This window comes from Ruegeria sp. AN11 (assembly GCF_056536005.1).
Window position 1 is genome coordinate 1645687 of the sequence record NZ_JBQFJD010000001.1, and the last position, 17442, is coordinate 1663128.

Annotated in this window: 21 protein-coding genes; 6 read left to right on the forward strand and 15 right to left on the reverse strand. The window is 60.2% G+C overall.

Annotated elements, in window-relative coordinates; genetic code table 11:
• Nucleotides 1–16: 16 nt before the first annotated feature.
• The 3 genes from mce to ACR3EQ_RS08180 form a co-directional block, all read right to left on the reverse strand.
• Nucleotides 17–421, reverse strand: a complete 405-nt coding sequence (mce, locus tag ACR3EQ_RS08170) for a methylmalonyl-CoA epimerase (RefSeq protein WP_170609666.1) — start codon at nt 419–421, stop codon at nt 17–19.
• A gap of 96 nt (nt 422–517) precedes the next feature.
• On the reverse strand, nt 518–1444 hold the full coding sequence (gene argF, locus ACR3EQ_RS08175; RefSeq protein ID WP_480490310.1) for an ornithine carbamoyltransferase: 927 nt from the start codon (nt 1442–1444) through the stop codon (nt 518–520).
• Between the two features lie 74 nt (nt 1445–1518).
• Complete coding sequence (locus ACR3EQ_RS08180; RefSeq protein ID WP_170609662.1) at nt 1519–2706, reverse strand: aspartate aminotransferase family protein; 1188 nt, start codon at nt 2704–2706, stop codon at nt 1519–1521.
• Between the two features lie 293 nt (nt 2707–2999).
• Here ACR3EQ_RS08180 and ACR3EQ_RS08185 point away from each other — a divergent pair, with 293 nt between their 5' ends.
• Both ACR3EQ_RS08185 and ACR3EQ_RS08190 read left to right on the forward strand, forming a co-directional pair.
• Entirely contained in the window at nt 3000–3878 is an 879-nt protein-coding gene (locus ACR3EQ_RS08185) for a DMT family transporter (protein WP_170609660.1), read from the forward strand.
• A gap of 122 nt (nt 3879–4000) precedes the next feature.
• Nucleotides 4001–5236, forward strand: a complete 1236-nt coding sequence (locus ACR3EQ_RS08190; protein WP_170619478.1) for an MFS transporter — start codon at nt 4001–4003, stop codon at nt 5234–5236.
• Here ACR3EQ_RS08190 and ACR3EQ_RS08195 read toward each other — a convergent pair.
• Entirely contained in the window at nt 5233–6036 is an 804-nt protein-coding gene (locus ACR3EQ_RS08195) for an ABC transporter permease (RefSeq protein ID WP_480441854.1), read from the reverse strand. The genes ACR3EQ_RS08190 and ACR3EQ_RS08195 overlap by 4 nt on opposite strands.
• A 126-nt stretch (nt 6037–6162) precedes the next feature.
• Between ACR3EQ_RS08195 and ACR3EQ_RS08200 the strand changes: the two genes are divergently transcribed.
• Entirely contained in the window at nt 6163–6738 is a 576-nt protein-coding gene (locus ACR3EQ_RS08200; protein WP_170610884.1) for a GcrA family cell cycle regulator, read from the forward strand.
• Nucleotides 6739–6743: 5 nt separating this feature from the next.
• A complete protein-coding gene (locus tag ACR3EQ_RS08205) occupies nt 6744–7388 on the forward strand; it encodes an NUDIX hydrolase (RefSeq protein ID WP_480490312.1) in 645 nt (214 codons plus the stop codon).
• Nucleotides 7389–7407: 19 nt separating this feature from the next.
• Here the strand turns inward: ACR3EQ_RS08205 and ACR3EQ_RS08210 are convergent, their stop codons facing one another.
• The 7 genes from ACR3EQ_RS08210 to ACR3EQ_RS08240 form a co-directional block, all read right to left on the reverse strand.
• Nucleotides 7408–8538 (reverse strand): TonB family protein, encoded by a 1131-nt coding sequence (locus tag ACR3EQ_RS08210; RefSeq protein WP_170609654.1) that lies wholly within the window; start codon nt 8536–8538, stop codon nt 7408–7410.
• On the reverse strand, nt 8535–8912 hold the full coding sequence (locus ACR3EQ_RS08215) for an ExbD/TolR family protein (protein ID WP_170609652.1): 378 nt from the start codon (nt 8910–8912) through the stop codon (nt 8535–8537). The genes ACR3EQ_RS08210 and ACR3EQ_RS08215 overlap by 4 nt, the downstream gene beginning before the upstream one ends.
• A gap of 4 nt (nt 8913–8916) precedes the next feature.
• Nucleotides 8917–9282 carry an ExbD/TolR family protein gene (locus ACR3EQ_RS08220; protein WP_480490314.1) on the reverse strand — a complete coding sequence of 122 codons (366 nt, stop codon included), beginning with the start codon at nt 9280–9282 and terminating at the stop codon, nt 8917–8919.
• A complete protein-coding gene (locus tag ACR3EQ_RS08225) occupies nt 9275–9940 on the reverse strand; it encodes a MotA/TolQ/ExbB proton channel family protein (RefSeq protein WP_170609650.1) in 666 nt (221 codons plus the stop codon). Before ACR3EQ_RS08225 ends, ACR3EQ_RS08220 begins: the two co-directional genes overlap by 8 nt.
• Entirely contained in the window at nt 9937–10371 is a 435-nt protein-coding gene (locus ACR3EQ_RS08230; protein ID WP_170609648.1) for a hypothetical protein, read from the reverse strand. The genes ACR3EQ_RS08225 and ACR3EQ_RS08230 overlap by 4 nt, the downstream gene beginning before the upstream one ends.
• 198 nt (nt 10372–10569) lie before the next feature.
• Nucleotides 10570–11148 (reverse strand): PA14 domain-containing protein, encoded by a 579-nt coding sequence (locus tag ACR3EQ_RS08235; RefSeq protein ID WP_170609646.1) that lies wholly within the window; start codon nt 11146–11148, stop codon nt 10570–10572.
• A 116-nt stretch (nt 11149–11264) separates the two neighbouring features.
• The gene (locus tag ACR3EQ_RS08240) at nt 11265–11717 is read right to left on the reverse strand and encodes an Lrp/AsnC family transcriptional regulator (RefSeq protein WP_170609644.1); all 453 of its coding nucleotides are present in this window, start codon (nt 11715–11717) and stop codon (nt 11265–11267) included.
• A gap of 73 nt (nt 11718–11790) precedes the next feature.
• Here ACR3EQ_RS08240 and ACR3EQ_RS08245 point away from each other — a divergent pair, with 73 nt between their 5' ends.
• On the forward strand, nt 11791–12387 hold the full coding sequence (locus ACR3EQ_RS08245; protein WP_170609642.1) for a LysE family translocator: 597 nt from the start codon (nt 11791–11793) through the stop codon (nt 12385–12387).
• A gap of 1 nt (nt 12388) precedes the next feature.
• On the opposite strand, the gene ACR3EQ_RS08250 is transcribed toward ACR3EQ_RS08245, so the two are convergent.
• A complete protein-coding gene (locus tag ACR3EQ_RS08250; RefSeq protein ID WP_170619479.1) occupies nt 12389–13222 on the reverse strand; it encodes an AraC family transcriptional regulator in 834 nt (277 codons plus the stop codon).
• A gap of 605 nt (nt 13223–13827) precedes the next feature.
• Here ACR3EQ_RS08250 and ACR3EQ_RS08255 point away from each other — a divergent pair.
• Nucleotides 13828–14790, forward strand: coding sequence for an acetyl-CoA carboxylase carboxyltransferase subunit alpha (locus ACR3EQ_RS08255; protein ID WP_480490316.1), 963 nt, complete (start codon nt 13828–13830; stop codon nt 14788–14790).
• A 4-nt stretch (nt 14791–14794) separates the two neighbouring features.
• Here the strand turns inward: ACR3EQ_RS08255 and ACR3EQ_RS08260 are convergent, their stop codons facing one another.
• From ACR3EQ_RS08260 to ACR3EQ_RS08270, 3 genes are all read right to left on the reverse strand, one after another.
• Complete coding sequence (locus ACR3EQ_RS08260; protein ID WP_170816733.1) at nt 14795–15925, reverse strand: lytic murein transglycosylase; 1131 nt, start codon at nt 15923–15925, stop codon at nt 14795–14797.
• Nucleotides 15926–16049: 124 nt separating this feature from the next.
• On the reverse strand, nt 16050–16697 hold the full coding sequence (locus ACR3EQ_RS08265) for a GntR family transcriptional regulator (protein WP_170609635.1): 648 nt from the start codon (nt 16695–16697) through the stop codon (nt 16050–16052).
• 30 nt (nt 16698–16727) lie between these two features.
• On the reverse strand, nt 16728–17423 hold the full coding sequence (locus ACR3EQ_RS08270; protein ID WP_170609633.1) for a YgjP family zinc-dependent metalloprotease: 696 nt from the start codon (nt 17421–17423) through the stop codon (nt 16728–16730).
• Nucleotides 17424–17442 lie beyond the last annotated feature (19 nt).

Below are 17442 nucleotides of genomic sequence, written 5' to 3' on the forward strand. Positions count from 1 at the left end.
TCCTTTGAGGCTGTGGTCAGACCTGCTCGAGTTCGACCAGACATCCGTTGAAATCCTTGGGGTGCAGGAACAGAACAGGTTTGCCGTGGGCACCGATCTTGGGCTCTCCCGACCCCAGAACACGGGCACCGGTTTCCTTCAGGTGGTCACGAGCGGCAATGATATCTTCGACCTCGTAACACACATGGTGAATGCCGCCCGCAGGGTTCTTTTCCAGAAACCCGTTGATCGGGCTGTTGTCGCCCAGCGGATAGAGCAGTTCGATCTTGGTGTTCGGCAACTCGATGAAAACGACGGTTACACCGTGGTCCGGCTCATCCTGAGGCGCGCCAACCTTTGCGCCCAGCGCGTTGCTGTATTGCGCGGATGCGGCTTCGAGGTCCGGAACGGCGATGGCGACGTGGTTCAAACGTCCGATCATTGTGCTCTCCTGTCGTTTCTGCGTTGCAGCGTTTATGGGCGCAGACGATCAAAAGGGCAAGGCGCGACGGCCCTGCCCCGGTATTGCCCTCCGGCGTCAAACACCCAGACACCAGCGCATGACCGCCTTTTGCGCGTGAAGACGGTTTTCGGCCTCATCAAAAATGACCGAGTTCGGGCCATCCATAACCTCGGACGTGGCTTCCTCTTCCCGGTGCGCCGGCAGGCAGTGCATGAACAGCGCGTCGGGTTTGGCGTGGGCCATCAGTTCGGCATTGACCTGATAGGGGCGCAGCAGGTTGTGACGGCGTTCCTTGGCAGACTGGGAATCGTGCATCGAGACCCAGGTGTCGGCGACCACCAGATCGGCACCTTCAACCGCTTTGTAGGGATCACGTTCGACCACGATATTCGAGCCCTTTTGGCGGGCAAAGCCCATGAACTCTTCTTCCGGATCGAATTGAGCGGGTCCCGTAAACGTCAGATCAAACCCGAACTGACCCGCCGCATGCAGGAACGAGGCGCAGACGTTGTTGCCGTCACCGGTCCAGACAACCTTTTTGCCGGCGATGGGGCCGCGGTGTTCTTCGAAGGTCAGCACATCGGCCATGATCTGGCAGGGGTGGGTACGATCGGTCAGGCCGTTGATCACCGGCACGTCGGAATATTCGGCCATCTCGGTCAGGATCGTTTCATCAAAGGTCCGGATCATGATCATGTCGACATAGCGCGACAGAACACGCGCGGTGTCGGCGATGGTCTCGCCATGGCCCAGCTGCATGTCCTTGCCGGACAGCACCATGGTCTGCCCGCCCATCTGGCGCACGCCCACATCAAACGACACGCGGGTCCGGGTCGAAGGTTTTTCGAAGATCAGCGCGACCATGCGATCCTTGAGAGGCTGTTCATCGTCATGAGCCGCCTTGGGGCGGCCGAGGCGCGCCTTTTTCATGGCGTCGGCTTGGTCGATCATGCTGCGCAGGGCTGCTGCATCGGTTTTGTGGATGTCGAGAAAATGGTTCATTTCATTTCGCTTTTGGCTGTCGGACGCCGGGGGCCAGCCCCCGGACCCCCGGAGTATTTGGGAAAAGATGAAGATCAGGCGGTTGCGAGACTGGCTTCGACCTGTCGGGCGGCTTTTTCCAGGCGGATCATGGCCTGCGCGATATCGTCCTCGGTCAGCGTGAGCGGTGGCAGGAGCCGAATGACGTTATCCGCGGCAGGGACGGTGATGACCCCGTTGTCATAGCCGGCATTCACCACGTCTATGTTTGTCGGCTTGCATTTGAGGCCCAGCATCAGACCGGCGCCGCGCACTTCTTCGAACACGTCAGGATGATTGGCGATCAGGCTTTCGAGTTTCTGGCGCAGCAGGCCGGCCTTGCGGTTCACGCCTTCGAGGAAGGCCGGTGCGGCGACCTGATCGATCACTGCACAGCCTACCGCGCAACCCAGCGGGTTGCCGCCATAGGTGGACCCATGTGTGCCCGCTGTCATGCCGTTCGCCGCATCCTCGGTTGCCAGCACGGCACCCAGCGGGAAGCCCCCTCCTATACCCTTGGCAACCAACATGATATCAGGCGTAATACCCGCCCATTCATGAGCAAAGAGCTTTCCGGTACGGCCGACACCGCATTGCACTTCGTCCAGGATCAGCAGGATTCCGTTATCGTTGCAGATCTGGCGCAGCGCCTTGAGTTCCGCATCCGGAACCGGGCGAATGCCCCCTTCGCCCTGAACGGGTTCGATCATGATCGCGGCTGTATGTTCAGTGATGGCGTTTGTGACACCGTCAAGATCGCCGAAGGCTACATGAACAAAACCGGGTAGCAGCGGACCGAAGCCCTTGATCATCTTCTCGGACCCGGCGGCGGCGATACCTGCCGAGGAACGCCCGTGAAAAGATCCCTCGAAGGTAATGATCTCGATCCGCTCCGGCTGATCTTTGTCATAGAAGTGCTTCCGAGCCATCTTGACGGCCAGTTCACAGGCTTCGGTACCGGAATTGGTGAAGAATACGGTATCCGCGAATGTGTGTTCGACCAGTTTGTCGGCCAGCGCCTGCTGTTGAGGGATCTGGTACAGGTTCGAAACATGCCACAACGCGTGCGCCTGATCCGTCAGAGCCGCAACCAGTGCCGGATGCGCGTGACCCAGCGCGTTCACCGCGATCCCGGCGCCGAGGTCCAGAAAACGTCGGCCGTCCGCCTCGGTCAGCCAGGCACCTTCGCCTTTCACGAATGAAAGCGGTGCGCGATTGTAGGTCGGCAGAACGGACGGGATCATCGGATCATCCTTTTCAGATTGGTTAAGCCCCGTGAGTGATACACGAAGCCCGGTTTCGTCAACTGATTTGGTGGAGATTGCGCTGATTTGAACAGCACAAAGGATCAACTGGGCCGGTTACGCGGTCAGGCGTCGGCGTCGGAGGCGCAGGATATGTGCGTGTTTGATCATGCGGGCCGTATAGCGGGACCTTCGGTTTCTGAAAACCCCGAAATTGAGTGGATCGCATAATTTCACTCTGACACAAGCATTTGGCACTTGTCATTTCGCCCTGCGTCGCGCACCGCTGAACCATGACCCCGGCGCGCCAGAACCCTGCCCTTGCGGCTATTCTCATCTTTGTTGCAAGCGCGCTGATCGCGGGCACAACACTGCTGGCCAAGGCGCTGGGCACCGATACGCTTGGTCCGGCGCTGCATCCGATACAGATCAGCCATGGGCGGTTTCTGTTTGCCTTTGTCGTGATCATCAGCGCGGTCTTCGCGCTGCGTCCGAACCTGCGGCGACCTCATTGGGGGCTGCATGTCGGGCGGACCAGCTTTGGCTGGTTGGGGGTCACGCTGATGTTTGCCTCGGTCGCGTATATTCCAATAGCGGATGCGACTGCGATTTCCTTCCTGAACCCCGTCTTTGCGATGATGCTTGCTATCCCACTTCTGAAAGAGGGGGTCGGTCCCTGGCGCTGGCTGGCGGCAGCGGTGGCCCTGACAGGCGCGCTGATCCTGTTGCGCCCCACGCCGGCCAGTTTTCAGTCCGCAGCGCTTTTGGCGCTGACGGCGGCTGCGGTGATCGGGATGGAGCTGATATTTATCAAGAAACTCTCGGGTCGTGAAATTCCGATCCAGATTCTGCTGGTGAACAACTCTATGGGGCTGGGCATCGCAACGGTCGCGGTAATTGCGGTTTGGCAGCCGCCCACCGCAGCACAATGGGTCGCTCTGGCGGGGATCGGTGGGCTGATGGCCTGTGCGCAAGCCTGTTTTGTCAACGGTATGGCCAGGGCTGACGCCTCATTCGTGGCGCCGATCAGCTACGCGACCCTGATCTTTGCCGCCCTGTACGATTTTGCTGTTTTTGGCGTAATTCCGGATGCGGTCAGCTTGGCAGGCTCGGCCATCATCCTGACCGGCGCCCTGATTCTGGTCTGGCGCGAGGCCCGCGCGCGGCAATAAAAATATCCGGAAACTTCCAACGCTTTGGCCCGAGGGCGACCTCGGTGTCGCAAATCTTCACGACACCTGATCCGAGACCCGCATTCTGGTCGAAGTTGTTTGTTGTTTAGAGAGATTACGCGATGCACGAACGCCGAATCCCGGAATGGGTCCGCCATGCTCCTGCCCCGTCGGTTCGCGAGTTTGGACTGCTTGCGGGTTTTGAGGCGATTGTTCGGGGCATTTTGATTTCGGTCTTTCCGCTGGTGATGTATCGCGCGCTGGGCGACGCGTCTTCGGTTTCCTTTGTGTATTTTCTGGTGGGGATCGTGTCACTGACGGCCGGTCTGATGGTGCCATTCATCATTCGCTTCATTCCGCGGCGCTGGGCGTACACCATCGGCTGCGTGATGTTCATGGTCAGCGCTGTGCTGGCCATCGAGGGCAGCCCGACCGCCGTGGTGACTGCCTTGGCCATAAACACGGTGGCGACAGTTGTGACATTTGTCTGCTTCAACGCTTACGTGCTGGATTACATCAGCAAAATCGAACTTGGACGCTGCGAAACCAGCCGCATGTTTTACAGCGCGCTGGGCTGGACTGGCGGACCGATGGCCGGCGTATTGCTGATGGAACTATGGGCACCAGCGCCTTTCGTGATCAGCGCGGTCGCCTCTTTTGGCATGCTGATCCTGTTCTGGAGCATGCGCCTGGGCAATGGCAAACTGATCACCAAAGCACGCGGACCGGCAACGAATCCACTGGCGTTTCTGCCTCGTTTCTTCTCCCAGCCCCGGCTGGTGGCCGGATATCTGTTTGCGATGATCCGCTCGTGCGGCTGGTGGATCTATGTGGTCTACCTGCCAATCTTTGCCATTCAGAACGGGCTGGGTGAGCAGCTTGGCGGCATTCTGCTGTCGGGAACCAATGCAATGCTGTTTGTCGCCCCATTGATTCTGCGCTGGGTCCAGGCGCGGTCTTTGCGGGCTGCGGTTCGGACGGGTTTTGCCGCCTGTGGGGTCTGTTTCGTCGTCGCCGGGGCGGTGGCGGGATGGCCCACCGCGTCGGTTGCGGCGCTGGTTTTGGGGTCGGTCTGGCTGATCGTGCTGGATATCTGCGCCGGGTTGCCATTTCTGATGGCCGTGAAACCGTCGGAGCGGACCGAGATGTCAGCTATCTATTCCAGCTATCGGGACGTATCGGGCATTCTGACGCCGGGCGTGGCCTCACTGGTCCTTCTGGCTACGCCGGTTGCAGGCGTGTTTGCGGCCGGCGGCGTTGCCCTGTTTGGGGCATGGGCGGTAGCTGCACGGTTGCACCCCAGGCTGGGACGACCCCGGGTCCCGTTGCAGCCGGGTGCGCTGGCCGAAGCCGCCTAGGCCTTTAGCCGATACCCTGTGCGCAGCATCTGCCACGTCAGCGCGCCTATCAGGCCCGTTGCGCCTGCGCAGACGGCCATGCCCAGCCACGGCGAACTGTCGGACACGCCGATCATCCCGTAACGCAACCCGTCAATCAGATAAAAGACGGGATTCAGATGGCTCAGGCGGTTTAGCACCGGTGGCAAGGCTTCGACCGAGTAGAAGGTGCCCGACAAAAAGGCCAACGGTGTGACAATGAAATTGGTGATCGCCGCCATCTGGTCGAATTTGTTGGCGAAAATTCCGGCAAGCAGCCCGAGTGCCCCCATGAAAGCGCCGCCAAGCAGCACAAAAATCAGCGCTGTCAGCGGGTGTTGCGGCACCAGCCCCAGAACCACTGCCAGCGCGATGGCGACAACGCAGGCTATCAATACGCCACGTGCGATGCCGCCGGCCAGATAGCCCAGCAAAATCTCCAGCGGCGAAAGCGGAGGCATCAGAGTGTCGACAATGTTTCCCTGCACCTTGGCGATCACCATCGATGATGATGTGTTGGCAAAGGCGTTCTGAATGACTGTCATCATCATGATGCCCGGGGCCAGGAAGATCAGGAACGGCACACCCATCACGTCCGGCCTGCCGGGGCCGATAGCGATATTGAAGATCAGCAGGAACAACCCCGCGGTCACCAGCGGGGCCAGCAAAGTCTGCGTCCACACCGCCAGAAAGCGCAGGGTCTCGCGCTGCGCCAGCGTGTAAAGGCCCATCCAGTTCACTACTCCGAAATGGCGCGTATTCTGATCTGCGGGAATTTGCATCATCTGACCTCAACCTGATTCGAAGACAGCTTGTAACTCGGGCTGCAGTGATTAAAATAGGTGGCTGATACGAATTCCCAAGGCGGCCCGAATCCGGGGCCGCTTTCCGCTTTTGAAAGGCAAATGATGTCCTGGACTGACGAGCGTGTAGAACTACTGAAGAAGATGTGGGGCGAGGGCCAGTCGGCCAGCCAGATCGCCAAGGAACTGGGTGGTGTGACCCGCAACGCCGTGATCGGCAAGGTGCACCGTCTGGGCCTGTCGAACCGGACCACGGGCGCGGCACCGGCCAAGGCTGAACCCAAGGAAAAACCAGCCCCCGAACCAAAGGCGGAAGCCAAGCAAAAACCTGCACCTAAGACTGAACCGGCACGCCCGGCCCCTGCCCCGGCAGCCGAAGCCAAGCCCGCCATTCCGGCCCGTCGTCAGATCATCCCGGCCGGTCAGCCCTTGCCGCCGCAACCCTCGGCCAACGAGATCAGCCCCGAAGCGCTGGCCAAGGTCAACGAGGTCGAAAAGAAGGCCAAAAAGCTGACTTTGATGGAACTGACCGAGAAAACCTGCAAATGGCCGGTCGGCGACCCCGCAACCGAAGATTTCTGGTTCTGCGGTCTGCCGGTTGAACAGGGCAAACCCTATTGCGAGGCGCATGTGGGCGTGGCCTTTCAACCCATGAGCGCCCGCCGCGACCGCCGTCGCTGACCGGGATGCGCCAGGATCCGACCGCGCTGGAGGATACCTGGCTTGCGCGGGCGAAACGTCTGCTGGCGCTGTCCGAGACCGGGCAGCACTTTACCACGGACGGTTTTGACCGCGAACGCTATGACGAGATCGCCGCTTTGGCGCGCGCCATGCTGGCTGATCTTGGCCACGTCCCGCTGTCACGGATCGAAGGGCTGATATCCGACCATACCGGCGGTTACGCAACGCCCAGCATTGATATTCGCGGCGCAATTATTCGCGACGGCCGAATCCTTCTGGTCCGTGAACGCAGCGACGGACGATGGGCGATGCCGGGCGGTTTTGCCGATATCGGCAGTTCCCCGGCGGAAAACATTGAACGCGAAGTCTGGGAAGAGGCCGGACTGCGGGTCCGCGCACGTCAGCTTTACGCGCTGCGACACAAGGCACGCCACCCGTATCCGGCGGACATACGGGATTTCTACAAACTGTTCTTTCTGTGCGAGGAAAGCAGCGTCACAGCACCAGAACCCGGCATGGAAACAAGTGAGGTCGCGTTTTTTGCGCCCCAGGATCTTCCGGAGCTGTCTTTGGTTCGGAATCTGCGGTCAGATATCGAAGCCGCATTTACGGCACTCACGAACGGGTCGACTGTCACCCTGTTCGATTGACATCAACTTCCCGCCGTAATCAGTTGTTCTGGTAGAAGAATGACAGCTTGCGGCTGGTTCCGCTGGGCGGGCGTGGGAACGGCGCTGCGCGCCTGACCTGTTCGCGGGCCGCCCGTTCAACTTCGAGCGAGCCGGAACTGTCCACGATTTCGACCCAGGCCAGTGAACCGTCGGGATCGATCTGGAAAAACACCTGCGCAAAACCTCGGGCCGAAACAAACACAACCGGTGCACGATTCAGATGTACCAGAACCTGCCCGGCATAGTTGGTTACATCGGAGTTCCCAGGCCCGCGCCCGCCCGAGCGCGATCCCCCGCTGCCCTGCCTGAACCTATCGATGCCTTCGCGGCGATATACGGTCAAAGGCGAATCGACTACCTGATCAGGAAAGCGCAAGTCGCTGAAATCCCTCGATCCCTTCAATACACCTTGCCGTGCCGTTGTTGGTCGCCGGTCCGGAAGGCGTGGCCTGATTGAGGTGGTCACGGCGAGCTCTGAATCTTCAGATTCTTCCACTGTTTCCGCCGCTTCCGGTATCGGTGACAGAGCGGCGATCTCCGGTTCCACCGCTTCCTGCACGGGTGGAACGATGGCCGTGACCGGCGGGGTGGCGGCTGCTTCGGGTACGACAGGCAGAGCGGCAAGCTGTTCGGGTTCTGCCGCTGCCTCGATTGCATCAGGATCGCCCTGAGGCGCTTTGGCCGCGGTTTCCGCCTCAATGGGGTCGGAGTTGGCTTCATCGGCACTGGGTTTGTCGTCACCATCGGCTTCTTCGGCTGTAACTGAAGGCTGGACCGGCTCTGCAATCTCTGGCTGAACGATTTCGGCTTCGCCGGTATCAGGGGACGGCACCGGTTTTGGGTCGTTTGAGGCGACCAGCGCCTCGGTGATCGGAACCGGTTCCGTCCGTTCGGGTTCGGGCGGCGTTTCCTCTGGCGGCTCGGGCGTTTCAGCAGGCTCGGGTTCGACGGGTTCCGCCACGGGCTCGACCAGGTCCTCGAAGGCATTGCCCATTGCCACCCTGTCAGGCCGGGTATCCGGTGTCTCAGATCCGGGCAGCGCCGGTGTCGTCAGGGTAAGCCCCATCAAGTGAACCATCACCGAAATCGCGATCGCCACGGCGGCAATCAGGGCAGACCCGCGGATCATTCGAGCGCCTGTTCGGTCACGACAAAGACCGATGTTGCCCCCAGACGGCGCAAGGAAGTGGTGATTTCGATCAGGCGCTGACCCTGCGCGTTGCGGTCCGGAACGATCCGTACCGGACCTGCATCATGTGTTTGCATATAGGCCTCGGCGCTGGATGGAGCACCGCGAAAACTAAGTGTTCCATCGCTGTGCAGCACCAGCGCGTCGGGTGGTTCGCGCCCGGCCAGATCGGACGTGTTCACCAGTTCAAGGTCCCCGTCCATTGGTGGTGCCAGCGTGCCCGTGATCAGAAAGAAAATCAGCATCAGGAAGATGACATTGATCAGCGCGATGGTGGAATCACGTTTACGGCTGGGGCGGGTACGGCGGATCATGGCCTTACTCCAGCACCAGAACGCTGAGGTCTTCACGGCCGCGCAGCAGAGCCAGAATATCAACCAGATGCTGTGCTGTGGCGTCGTTGTCCATGCTGATCAGAACCTGACCCGCTTCGACCCGGACCGCCAGTTCCTCGGGCGTGACCGGCGCGCCGTTCAGTACCAGCCGGGTCGCCCCCAATTGCACGAAAGCGCGTTCCGACGGCGCATCCGAGGCCGCCCCACCGCTGGTTGCGCTGCTTAGTTCGATCTCGCCAAAGCGGGAAAAGGTCGAGGACAGCATGAAGAACAACAAAAGCAGGAAAATGACGTCAATGAGTGGCGTCATCGACAATGGGCGGCGAACGAAGGGTGCGGTATTACGCATGTTCGGGCGCGACCGGGGTATGCGCTCTGCCCGTCGCGGCCTGAATGCCCTGCCCCGGAACCAGCACGGTCCGCAGTGCCTTGTCAGCGAACACACGCTCGCGTGCCGTCCGGCTTTCGAACCACGACAACACCATCGAGGTTGGCATAGCGACCGCCAGCCCGACTGCCGTGGTGATCAGCGCAACCCAGATACCGCCAGCCAAAAGCGAGGGATCGACCGAAGCCCCGGCGGATTGCAGGCTCTGGAACGCTTCGATCATACCCAGAACAGTTCCGAACAGCCCCAGCAGCGGCGCGAGTTGCGCAACGGTATCAAGCAGGCGAAAACCCCGCTCTAACCCCGCCAGCGCCAGCCCGGCCTCGGCATCCAGCCGCTCGGACAGGCCCGGTGCATCCGGTGCGTCCATCGCCGCATTCACGAGCGGAGCAAGGTAGCTGTGGCTTTGTGTCAGACGGTCACGCGCAAGCTGCCGATCACCCGCATCCCAGGCCGCCAGCGCCTGAGACAGCACCCGATGCCGACCCACGCCGCACGCGGCAAACTGCCAGAGCTTGTACAGCGTGACGGCGAGCGTCAGCACCGACATCACGATCAGGATCGCAACCACCGGCCCACCCAGGGCCACGATCTCGCGCAGCGCAACCAGCGGGCTCATCCCAGTAGCTCCACGTCGACACGGCTGCCAAGCGTCAGCGTTTCCCGGCATATGTCGCTTTCTGCCCCGTTGACCTGACAGGAATTCGTACCATTAAAAAGAACCTGACCGATCTTCTCGCAGGACAATCCGGAAAGGTTGAACTGGCGCACGCGCATACGGCCCTCGGGAAGGTCCCTCAGAAGCAGAAGCGTCAGGCGATCCACGCCTCCGGAGGTGTCGAAAATCACGGCTTCAAACGAAACAGCGTCAACACCTTGCCCCGTGTCATTTCTCACCACGAAAGTCATCTGGCAGGCGTCATCAATATCCTGAAGTGTGTTGAGTTCGACAAACAGTTCCGCCGCAGAGTTTTCATCAGATTGCGCCAGCGCCATGGCGGGCAACATTCCCAGAAAGAGCCCGGCTAGCGCGAGACGTCGAATTAACATGTGCGGGCTCCCGAAGGTTCAGCAGTTACTTTGTTGACCCCGGGGATCGCACCCGGGGTGTGGTTTTCATACCCAAGATAGGTGCGATGAAAAAGACTTGCAGGCGGCCTTGTGAAAATTCGTGCATTTTTTGGGAAAAGCCCGACATGCCCGATCAAACAGACCTGTTGGGCCAACCGACTGTTGCCCCGCTTGGCGTCAGCGCCCGAATGCGCTGTTCGGGGTCCATTTCATTTTTTCACCCGCTTTGCCCCATTTCATCATCAGGCAGGATGTTCCGTATTTCTGGAAATACTTAATATTCAGCGGGTACCACCCGGCCTTTGGCACTTCGACCTCGGTGCGCTGGTTGGCTTCGCAGCCCTGGCGTCCGTTGACATACCCGATCTGTTGACCGCCGACATAAGCGTCAATTCCATCGTTGGACCAGGTTTCCAGCTCATAGATACCGGGGGAGTCAAAACGGATAAACCCGGTAACCTCCGCCGCCACATTATAGGCTTCGTTGAAAGTCATGACAGGATCACCATCCGATGTGTCACGGTAATCCAGTCCCCTCAAAGGCGGACCCGCCTTGGCCTTTTTCAACAGGAAATCAACTTTGGCGAGGTTCTGAATCTTGCGCGGTGGATTCCCCTCCCATGCGTATTTCACATTCAGTCCCGCCTTCGCGTTGGGCTGCGGGTTTGCGGGTTGCAGTTTCAATGGCGCGGACATGGCCGTGCTGCCGATTACTGCCGCGACTGCGGCCAGCGCACCGATCCGAAAGAGTTTCATGGTCTTCTCCCTGAGTGTGGTCCTTTGGGGTTGCTCCCCTTTCGACCTGGTTCTTGAGAAGACACTAGGACGTGAAAATTCACCTCGCAAGTCGGTTGAAGTTCACAATCTCAACGTCAGGCCCTTACGTCCTTTGGTGAATCCATTACAACATAGGACGTAATTGAGGTCACATGCGGCAGGGTTCCCAGCACCTCGGTATGAAAAGTCTTGTAGGACGGCAGGTCGGCACACTCCACCCGCAGCAGATACTCGATTGTTCCGGTAATATTGTGGCATTCAACCACTTCCGGCGCACGCTGCAATGCGCGCTCGAACCCTTCCTGCGCGGCTTTGGTGTGCTCGCCCAACCCTACGCCGATATAGGCCACAAACCCCACTCCCAGGGCTGCGGGGTTTAGAACCGCGCGATAACCCGTGATGACGCCAGCACGTTCCAGCTCCTGCACGCGGCGCAGACAAGCAGATGGCGACAGACCAACACGGTCAGCAAGGTCCAGGTTGCTGATACGACCGTCCCGGGACAGTTCTCGCAATATTTGGCGGTTTATTTCGTCAATCTTGGTCATTGGTTGCAAAACTAAGGGAAACACGCATCAAAACGCAATTTCATTTGCCGGTTTTGCCGCAATTATTCGCTTCATGACCTATGAACTTCTACTCGCCCTGATCGCTTTTGCATTCGTTTCCTCGATCACGCCGGGGCCGAACAACCTGATGTTGATGGCGTCGGGTGCCAATTTCGGGTTCCGGCGCACCGTCCCGCACATGTTGGGGGTCGGGCTGGGCTTTACCTTCATGGTTCTGCTGGTGGGAACCGGGCTGGTTCAGGCCTTCGACCGTTATCCGGTCAGCTATACGATACTCAAAATAGCCTCTGTGATTTATCTGCTGTATCTGGCGTGGAAGATTGCCAATGCCGCGCCGACGCAGGGTCAGGCCGCGAAGGGTACACCAATGACGTTTCTTCAGGCCGCCTCGTTTCAATGGGTCAACCCCAAGGCGTGGGCCATGGCCCTGACAGCAACTGCCGCTTATACGCCGGATCAGACGCTGGGTGCGATCATGGTGGTTGCGCTGGTTTTCGGAGCGGTCAACCTTCCCTCGGTCAGCGTCTGGACCGTACTTGGGCAACAGATGGCGCGCGTTTTAACAAACCCGCGCCGATTGCTGGCCTTCAACTGGACCATGGCGGTGCTGCTGGTGGCCTCGCTTTATCCGGTGCTGTGGCCGAGTTGAGCTATTTCAGTGGCAGACAGATTTCAGTCAGCAGGTCTTCTGGCGCGGTATCGCGCGGATCGTTGAGGTAAATTTCATAGCAAGGCCGATCCGCCGGTTCCTCGCCGGATTCAGGCAGCCAGTTGCCGAACAGGCTGTGATAGGCAGCGTGAATACCTGAATACGGGCCCTTGTAGGTCAGCACAGCGGTATTGCCGCCGGGGATTTCCAGCGCTTCCATACCATCGGGGGTCGCACCACCCCGATGTTCGGCACCGGCATAGCTGCGCAGTTGATCTTCGGGCACGTCATCGGGACTGTCGAGGTAGACCCCGATAACAGGACCCATCTGCGGCCACAGTTGGCGGGATTCGCACAAGGCACCAAAGGCTTCAAAGCTTTTGCCGATCTCGGCATACGCGCCTTTGTGAGGCAGCGCGACGACACGGCGGGCGGGTTCGGTTCGTTTCGTAACAGGGTGCATTGGATATTCTCCGGTTCTGAAATGTGGGTTGGCTGGCAGGCATTGCCCGGCCTTGCGAAAACCGGCGGGGCTGCTGCCATAGGCCTCGGAAAAGGCCCGCGCAAAGGATTTCAGGTTGTGATAGCCGATATCAGTGGCCACCTGCGCAACCGGCTTGTCGGATTGCACCAGCCAGCACGCCGCCCGATGCAACCTGATCCGGCGCACGGCCTGCGCACAGGTCTCGCCCGTGATGGCGCGAAACACACGATGCCAGTGAAACCGCGACATGGCGGCGACGTCGGCCAGCGTGTCCAGTGACAGATCGCCTGCCGGGTGGTCATGAATGTAGGCCAAAACACGCAGGATACGATCTTCGTAACTGGCTGTCATCGGTTCCCTTCCTTCTTCCTGCCGCACCGGGATCGCATATTCCGCGACCACAAATCTTGCTGAATTCTCACCAACCAACACCCCACCCACTGAAACGCTACGATCTTCGCTTGGACCAATCCTGAGCCCGAACGATGGCCCAAAACAATGGACTTGCATGACATGTCTCACTCACTAGTTTGGCCGCGGTTTGGCTGCTTCCGCATTTTTTGACTACTTGCAGAGAAGCCAAAAACACTCTTCTGCCGACGCAGGGCATGATCGCCGGGCATTTGGCTCAGAACGATCCCAGGTCTGAAACCCTAATTGAAGATCAGCCAAGCCTTGGTCGGAAACTGATCAGCGATCCGTTCGGCGACATTACGGATGCGGTTCATCAACATCTGGGATCCGTCGATGCCACGAGCGATAGTCAGATCTGTCGAGCCAAAAACACGGGATGAAAGCGAGAAAGGTGTCTAAATGCTGAAGGCGGGCGCCAATGGCCTTGCGCCTGAGAAACAGCCATACCCGTTACGGATCAGGTTCAGGACCCCGCTTGCCTTGTGTTGCATTCCTCTGGCGGCAAGTTCATATAGCGGGGAACTTCCGCGTTGAGAGGCGTCATGACCCAGTATCTGGATTTCGAAAAACCCCTGGCCGAGATCGAAGGCAAGGCCGAGGAACTGCGCGCGCTGGCCCGTGCCAACGAAGAGATGGACGTGGCCGAAGAAGCTGCTGCGCTGGACGCCAAGGCGGCCAAACTTCTGGATGAACTGTACGGCGATCTGACCCCGTGGCGGAAATGTCAGGTGGCGCGCCACCCGGAACGCCCCCATTGCAACGATTATGTCGACGCGCTGTTTACCGAGTTCACGCCCCTGGCCGGTGACCGGAGCTTTGCTGACGACCTGGCCGTGATTGGCGGTCTGGCGCGGTTCGAAGACCAGCCGGTGATGGTGATCGGGCACGAGAAAGGCTCGGACACCAAGTCGCGGATTGAACGCAATTTCGGCATGGCCCGCCCTGAAGGCTACCGCAAGGCCGTACGTCTGATGGAGATGGCTGGCCGTTTTGGCCTGCCGGTGATCACGCTGATCGACACCGCAGGCGCCTATCCCGGCAAAGGCGCCGAAGAACGCGGCCAGTCCGAAGCAATCGCCCGGTCGACCGAGATGTGTCTGAAAATCGGTGTACCACTGGTCTCGGTCATCATCGGCGAAGGCGGTTCGGGCGGTGCGGTTGCGTTCGCTACGGCAAACCGTGTCGCGATGCTGGAGCATTCGGTCTATTCGGTGATCTCACCCGAAGGCTGCGCCTCGATCCTGTGGAAGGACTCCGAGAAAATGCGCGAAGCGGCCGAGGCCCTGCGCCTGACCGCGCAGGATCTGCACAAGTTGGGCGTCTGTGACCACATCATCGCCGAGCCCAAGGGCGGTGCCCATCGTGATCGTCCGGCGACAGTTGAGGCAGTGCGTGCATCAATCACGGCCATGCTGGCCGAATTGGAAGGCAAAGACGCAGCGGCCCTGATTAAGGACCGCCGCCAGAAATTCCTCGACATCGGATCGAAAGGGTTGGCGGCCTGAGCCGTCAGCCCCCAAGCCTGCGCAGCAAGTCTGCCGAAGGTGTCCCAGTTACCGCCAGACCACTGGCCCGCTGGTAGTCGCTGATGGCGGCTTCGGACTTCTTGCCGATCACACCATCCGCCCCTTCCGTATCATACCCGGCCGACGTCAAACGACGCTGCAACTCCTTGCGGTCCTCGAGGGTCAGGCCGTTCTCGTCCGGACCGAATGAGGCCTGAAACGGCGCGCCGCCGGCGATCCGGTCGGCCAGATGCCCGACACCGATCGCGTAGCTGTCCGAGTTGTTGTAGCGCTTGATCACCTGAAAATTGCGGAACACCGCGATGCGCGGTCCGGGCGTCTGCGGCTGCAGCACTGCGACAGGTGTGCCTGACACCGTTCCGACCTCGCCACCCCACTTCTGGCCCCGCACCCAACCGGCGCGCGCCAGATAGGCTGCGGTCGAGGCCAGTGAGTCGGTCGGATCGTCCGACCAGATATCCCGTCGCCCGTCACCGGTGAAATCCACCGCGTAGGCCAGATACGACGTCGGAATGAATTGGGTATGCCCCATCGCCCCGGCCCAGCTGCCGGTCATTTTGTCGGGCGTCGTATCGCCGTTCTGCAGGATCTTCATCGCTGCGATCAACTGCTTTTCAAAGAACTCCCCGCGCCGTCCGTCGTAGGCCAGCGTCGACAGAGCCGAGATCACCGGCACATCGCCCCGACGCGCGCCATAGCGACTTTCCAGCCCCCAGACCGCCACCACGATTTCACGGTCGACGCCGTATTGGGCTTCAATTTGCGACAAGGTTGCGCCATGGCGCTGCAGGATCTGTTTGCCGGTGCTGATCCGCTCGTCCGAGGCCGCAATGGCCAGATAATCCTCGAGCGAGCGCTTGAACTCGACCTGGTTGCGGTCGCGTTCGATCACGCCGGGCAAATATCCAGCCCCCTGAAACGCACGATTGATTGTGGTCTGCGAAATACCCTGAGACGCCGCGCGTCCCTTGAACCCGGCAACCCAGGCCTCCCAGCCTGCATTGGGCACAGCCTGCATCCGTGTAGCCGGCGCGCGCGCAGGTGAACTGATATCGGAACAGGCGGCCAGCAGCGCCGACCCAAGCCCCATAGAAAAGGTCCGTCGATTGATCATTTCTGAAATCTGCTCTTGTTGTGGTTTTGGCCAGAGTAACGCAGACCGCGCTTTTGAGCCAGAACGTCGCTGGCCTGCGCCTGTCGCGAATGGGGCAACCGGGGTATCGTCGGCAATAAGCCGCCTAGCTGACCAGCAACCGCAAGCCCTGCGTCACATCGGACCGTACCGCCAGCCGTAATCCTGGCTCATCACCAGCCTTGAGCGCAGCTATGATCAGCTTGTGGTAGTGCGGCGGCTCTGTGCGCCTGAGCCGCCCATAGAGCGCGCGCATCGTCGGACCCAGTTGCAACCAAACGGTTTCCGCAATTGCCAGCATCGCCGGCGCCTGCGCCCGAAGGTACAAAGTGCGGTGGAACTCAAGATTGGCGCGGATATACCCGACCGCATCCCGTTTGGTTACCATTTCCGCAACCGTCATGTTGATGCTCTGCAGCCGGTCAATCAGCGCCATGTGCGCCCGCGGCAGTGCCCGGCTTGCCAGTTCAACCTCAAGCAGGGCGCGCAAGGCCGCCAGTTCCTCGATCCGGTCATTGCCAAGTTCCGGGGTCGACACGCGACCTGACGACGACAGGGTCAGGGCCCCTTCGGCCGCCAAACGGCGCACCGCCTCGCGGGCCGGTGTCATAGATACGCCAAACTCTTTGCCGATCCCGCGCAGGGTCAACGCCTGCCCCGGGGCAATATCCCCATGCATGATACGCGACCTGAGCGTCCGGTAGACGCGGTCGTGCGTTGCGGTCTGGGACTCGGTGGAACGTGTGCTCAACATGCGCCCATGTGATCACAAATATCAGCCGGGTCAACTCGTCCCGGCTTCAAATCGGTATTGATGCAGCCGCGCACCGTTGTCGCGCAACCACCGCCGCTGATCCTTGCAGGGTCCGAAAATCCGCTCGACCTGCGCCCAGAAGGCCGGAGAGTGGTTCATCTCAACCAGATGAGCCACCTCGTGGGCCGCGACATAATGCAAAATTTCTGAGGGTGCCAGAATCAGGCGCCACGAGAACATCAGCGCACCGGCGGAACTGCACGATCCCCAGCGCGACCGCGTATCCCGAAGGGTCAGGCTTTTGTACGGACGGCCCAACATGGCGGCATAGTCATCGCAAGCTTCTGTCAACCGGTCGCGCGCGAGTTCCTTGAGGAATCGCGCCAGTCGTCGCCCCTCGGCCCCCGAAGGAACCGCGATCTGGTCGTCATGCATCTGGATCCTTCGCCCCGTCGCGGCAACGATTTTTCGCTCGGACCCTTCGATTGGAAGGAAACCGCCGATTTCCACCGGCGTCCGGCCGGGCTGGTTCTGCAGATGCTGCCGGATCCAGTTTTCTTTTGTGCGGGCGAAACTCAGCGCTTCGGCCTCGGGCACGCCTTGCGGGAAGGTCAGCGTGACCCGCCCGTCCAGTTGGGAAATCCGCAGACTGATCCGCCGTGCCCGCGCCGACTTGCGCAATGTCAAAGGCACCGGAGGCGTCCCGGGCAATGCATGTTTCCCCATATCCCAACTTCTCCTGCGC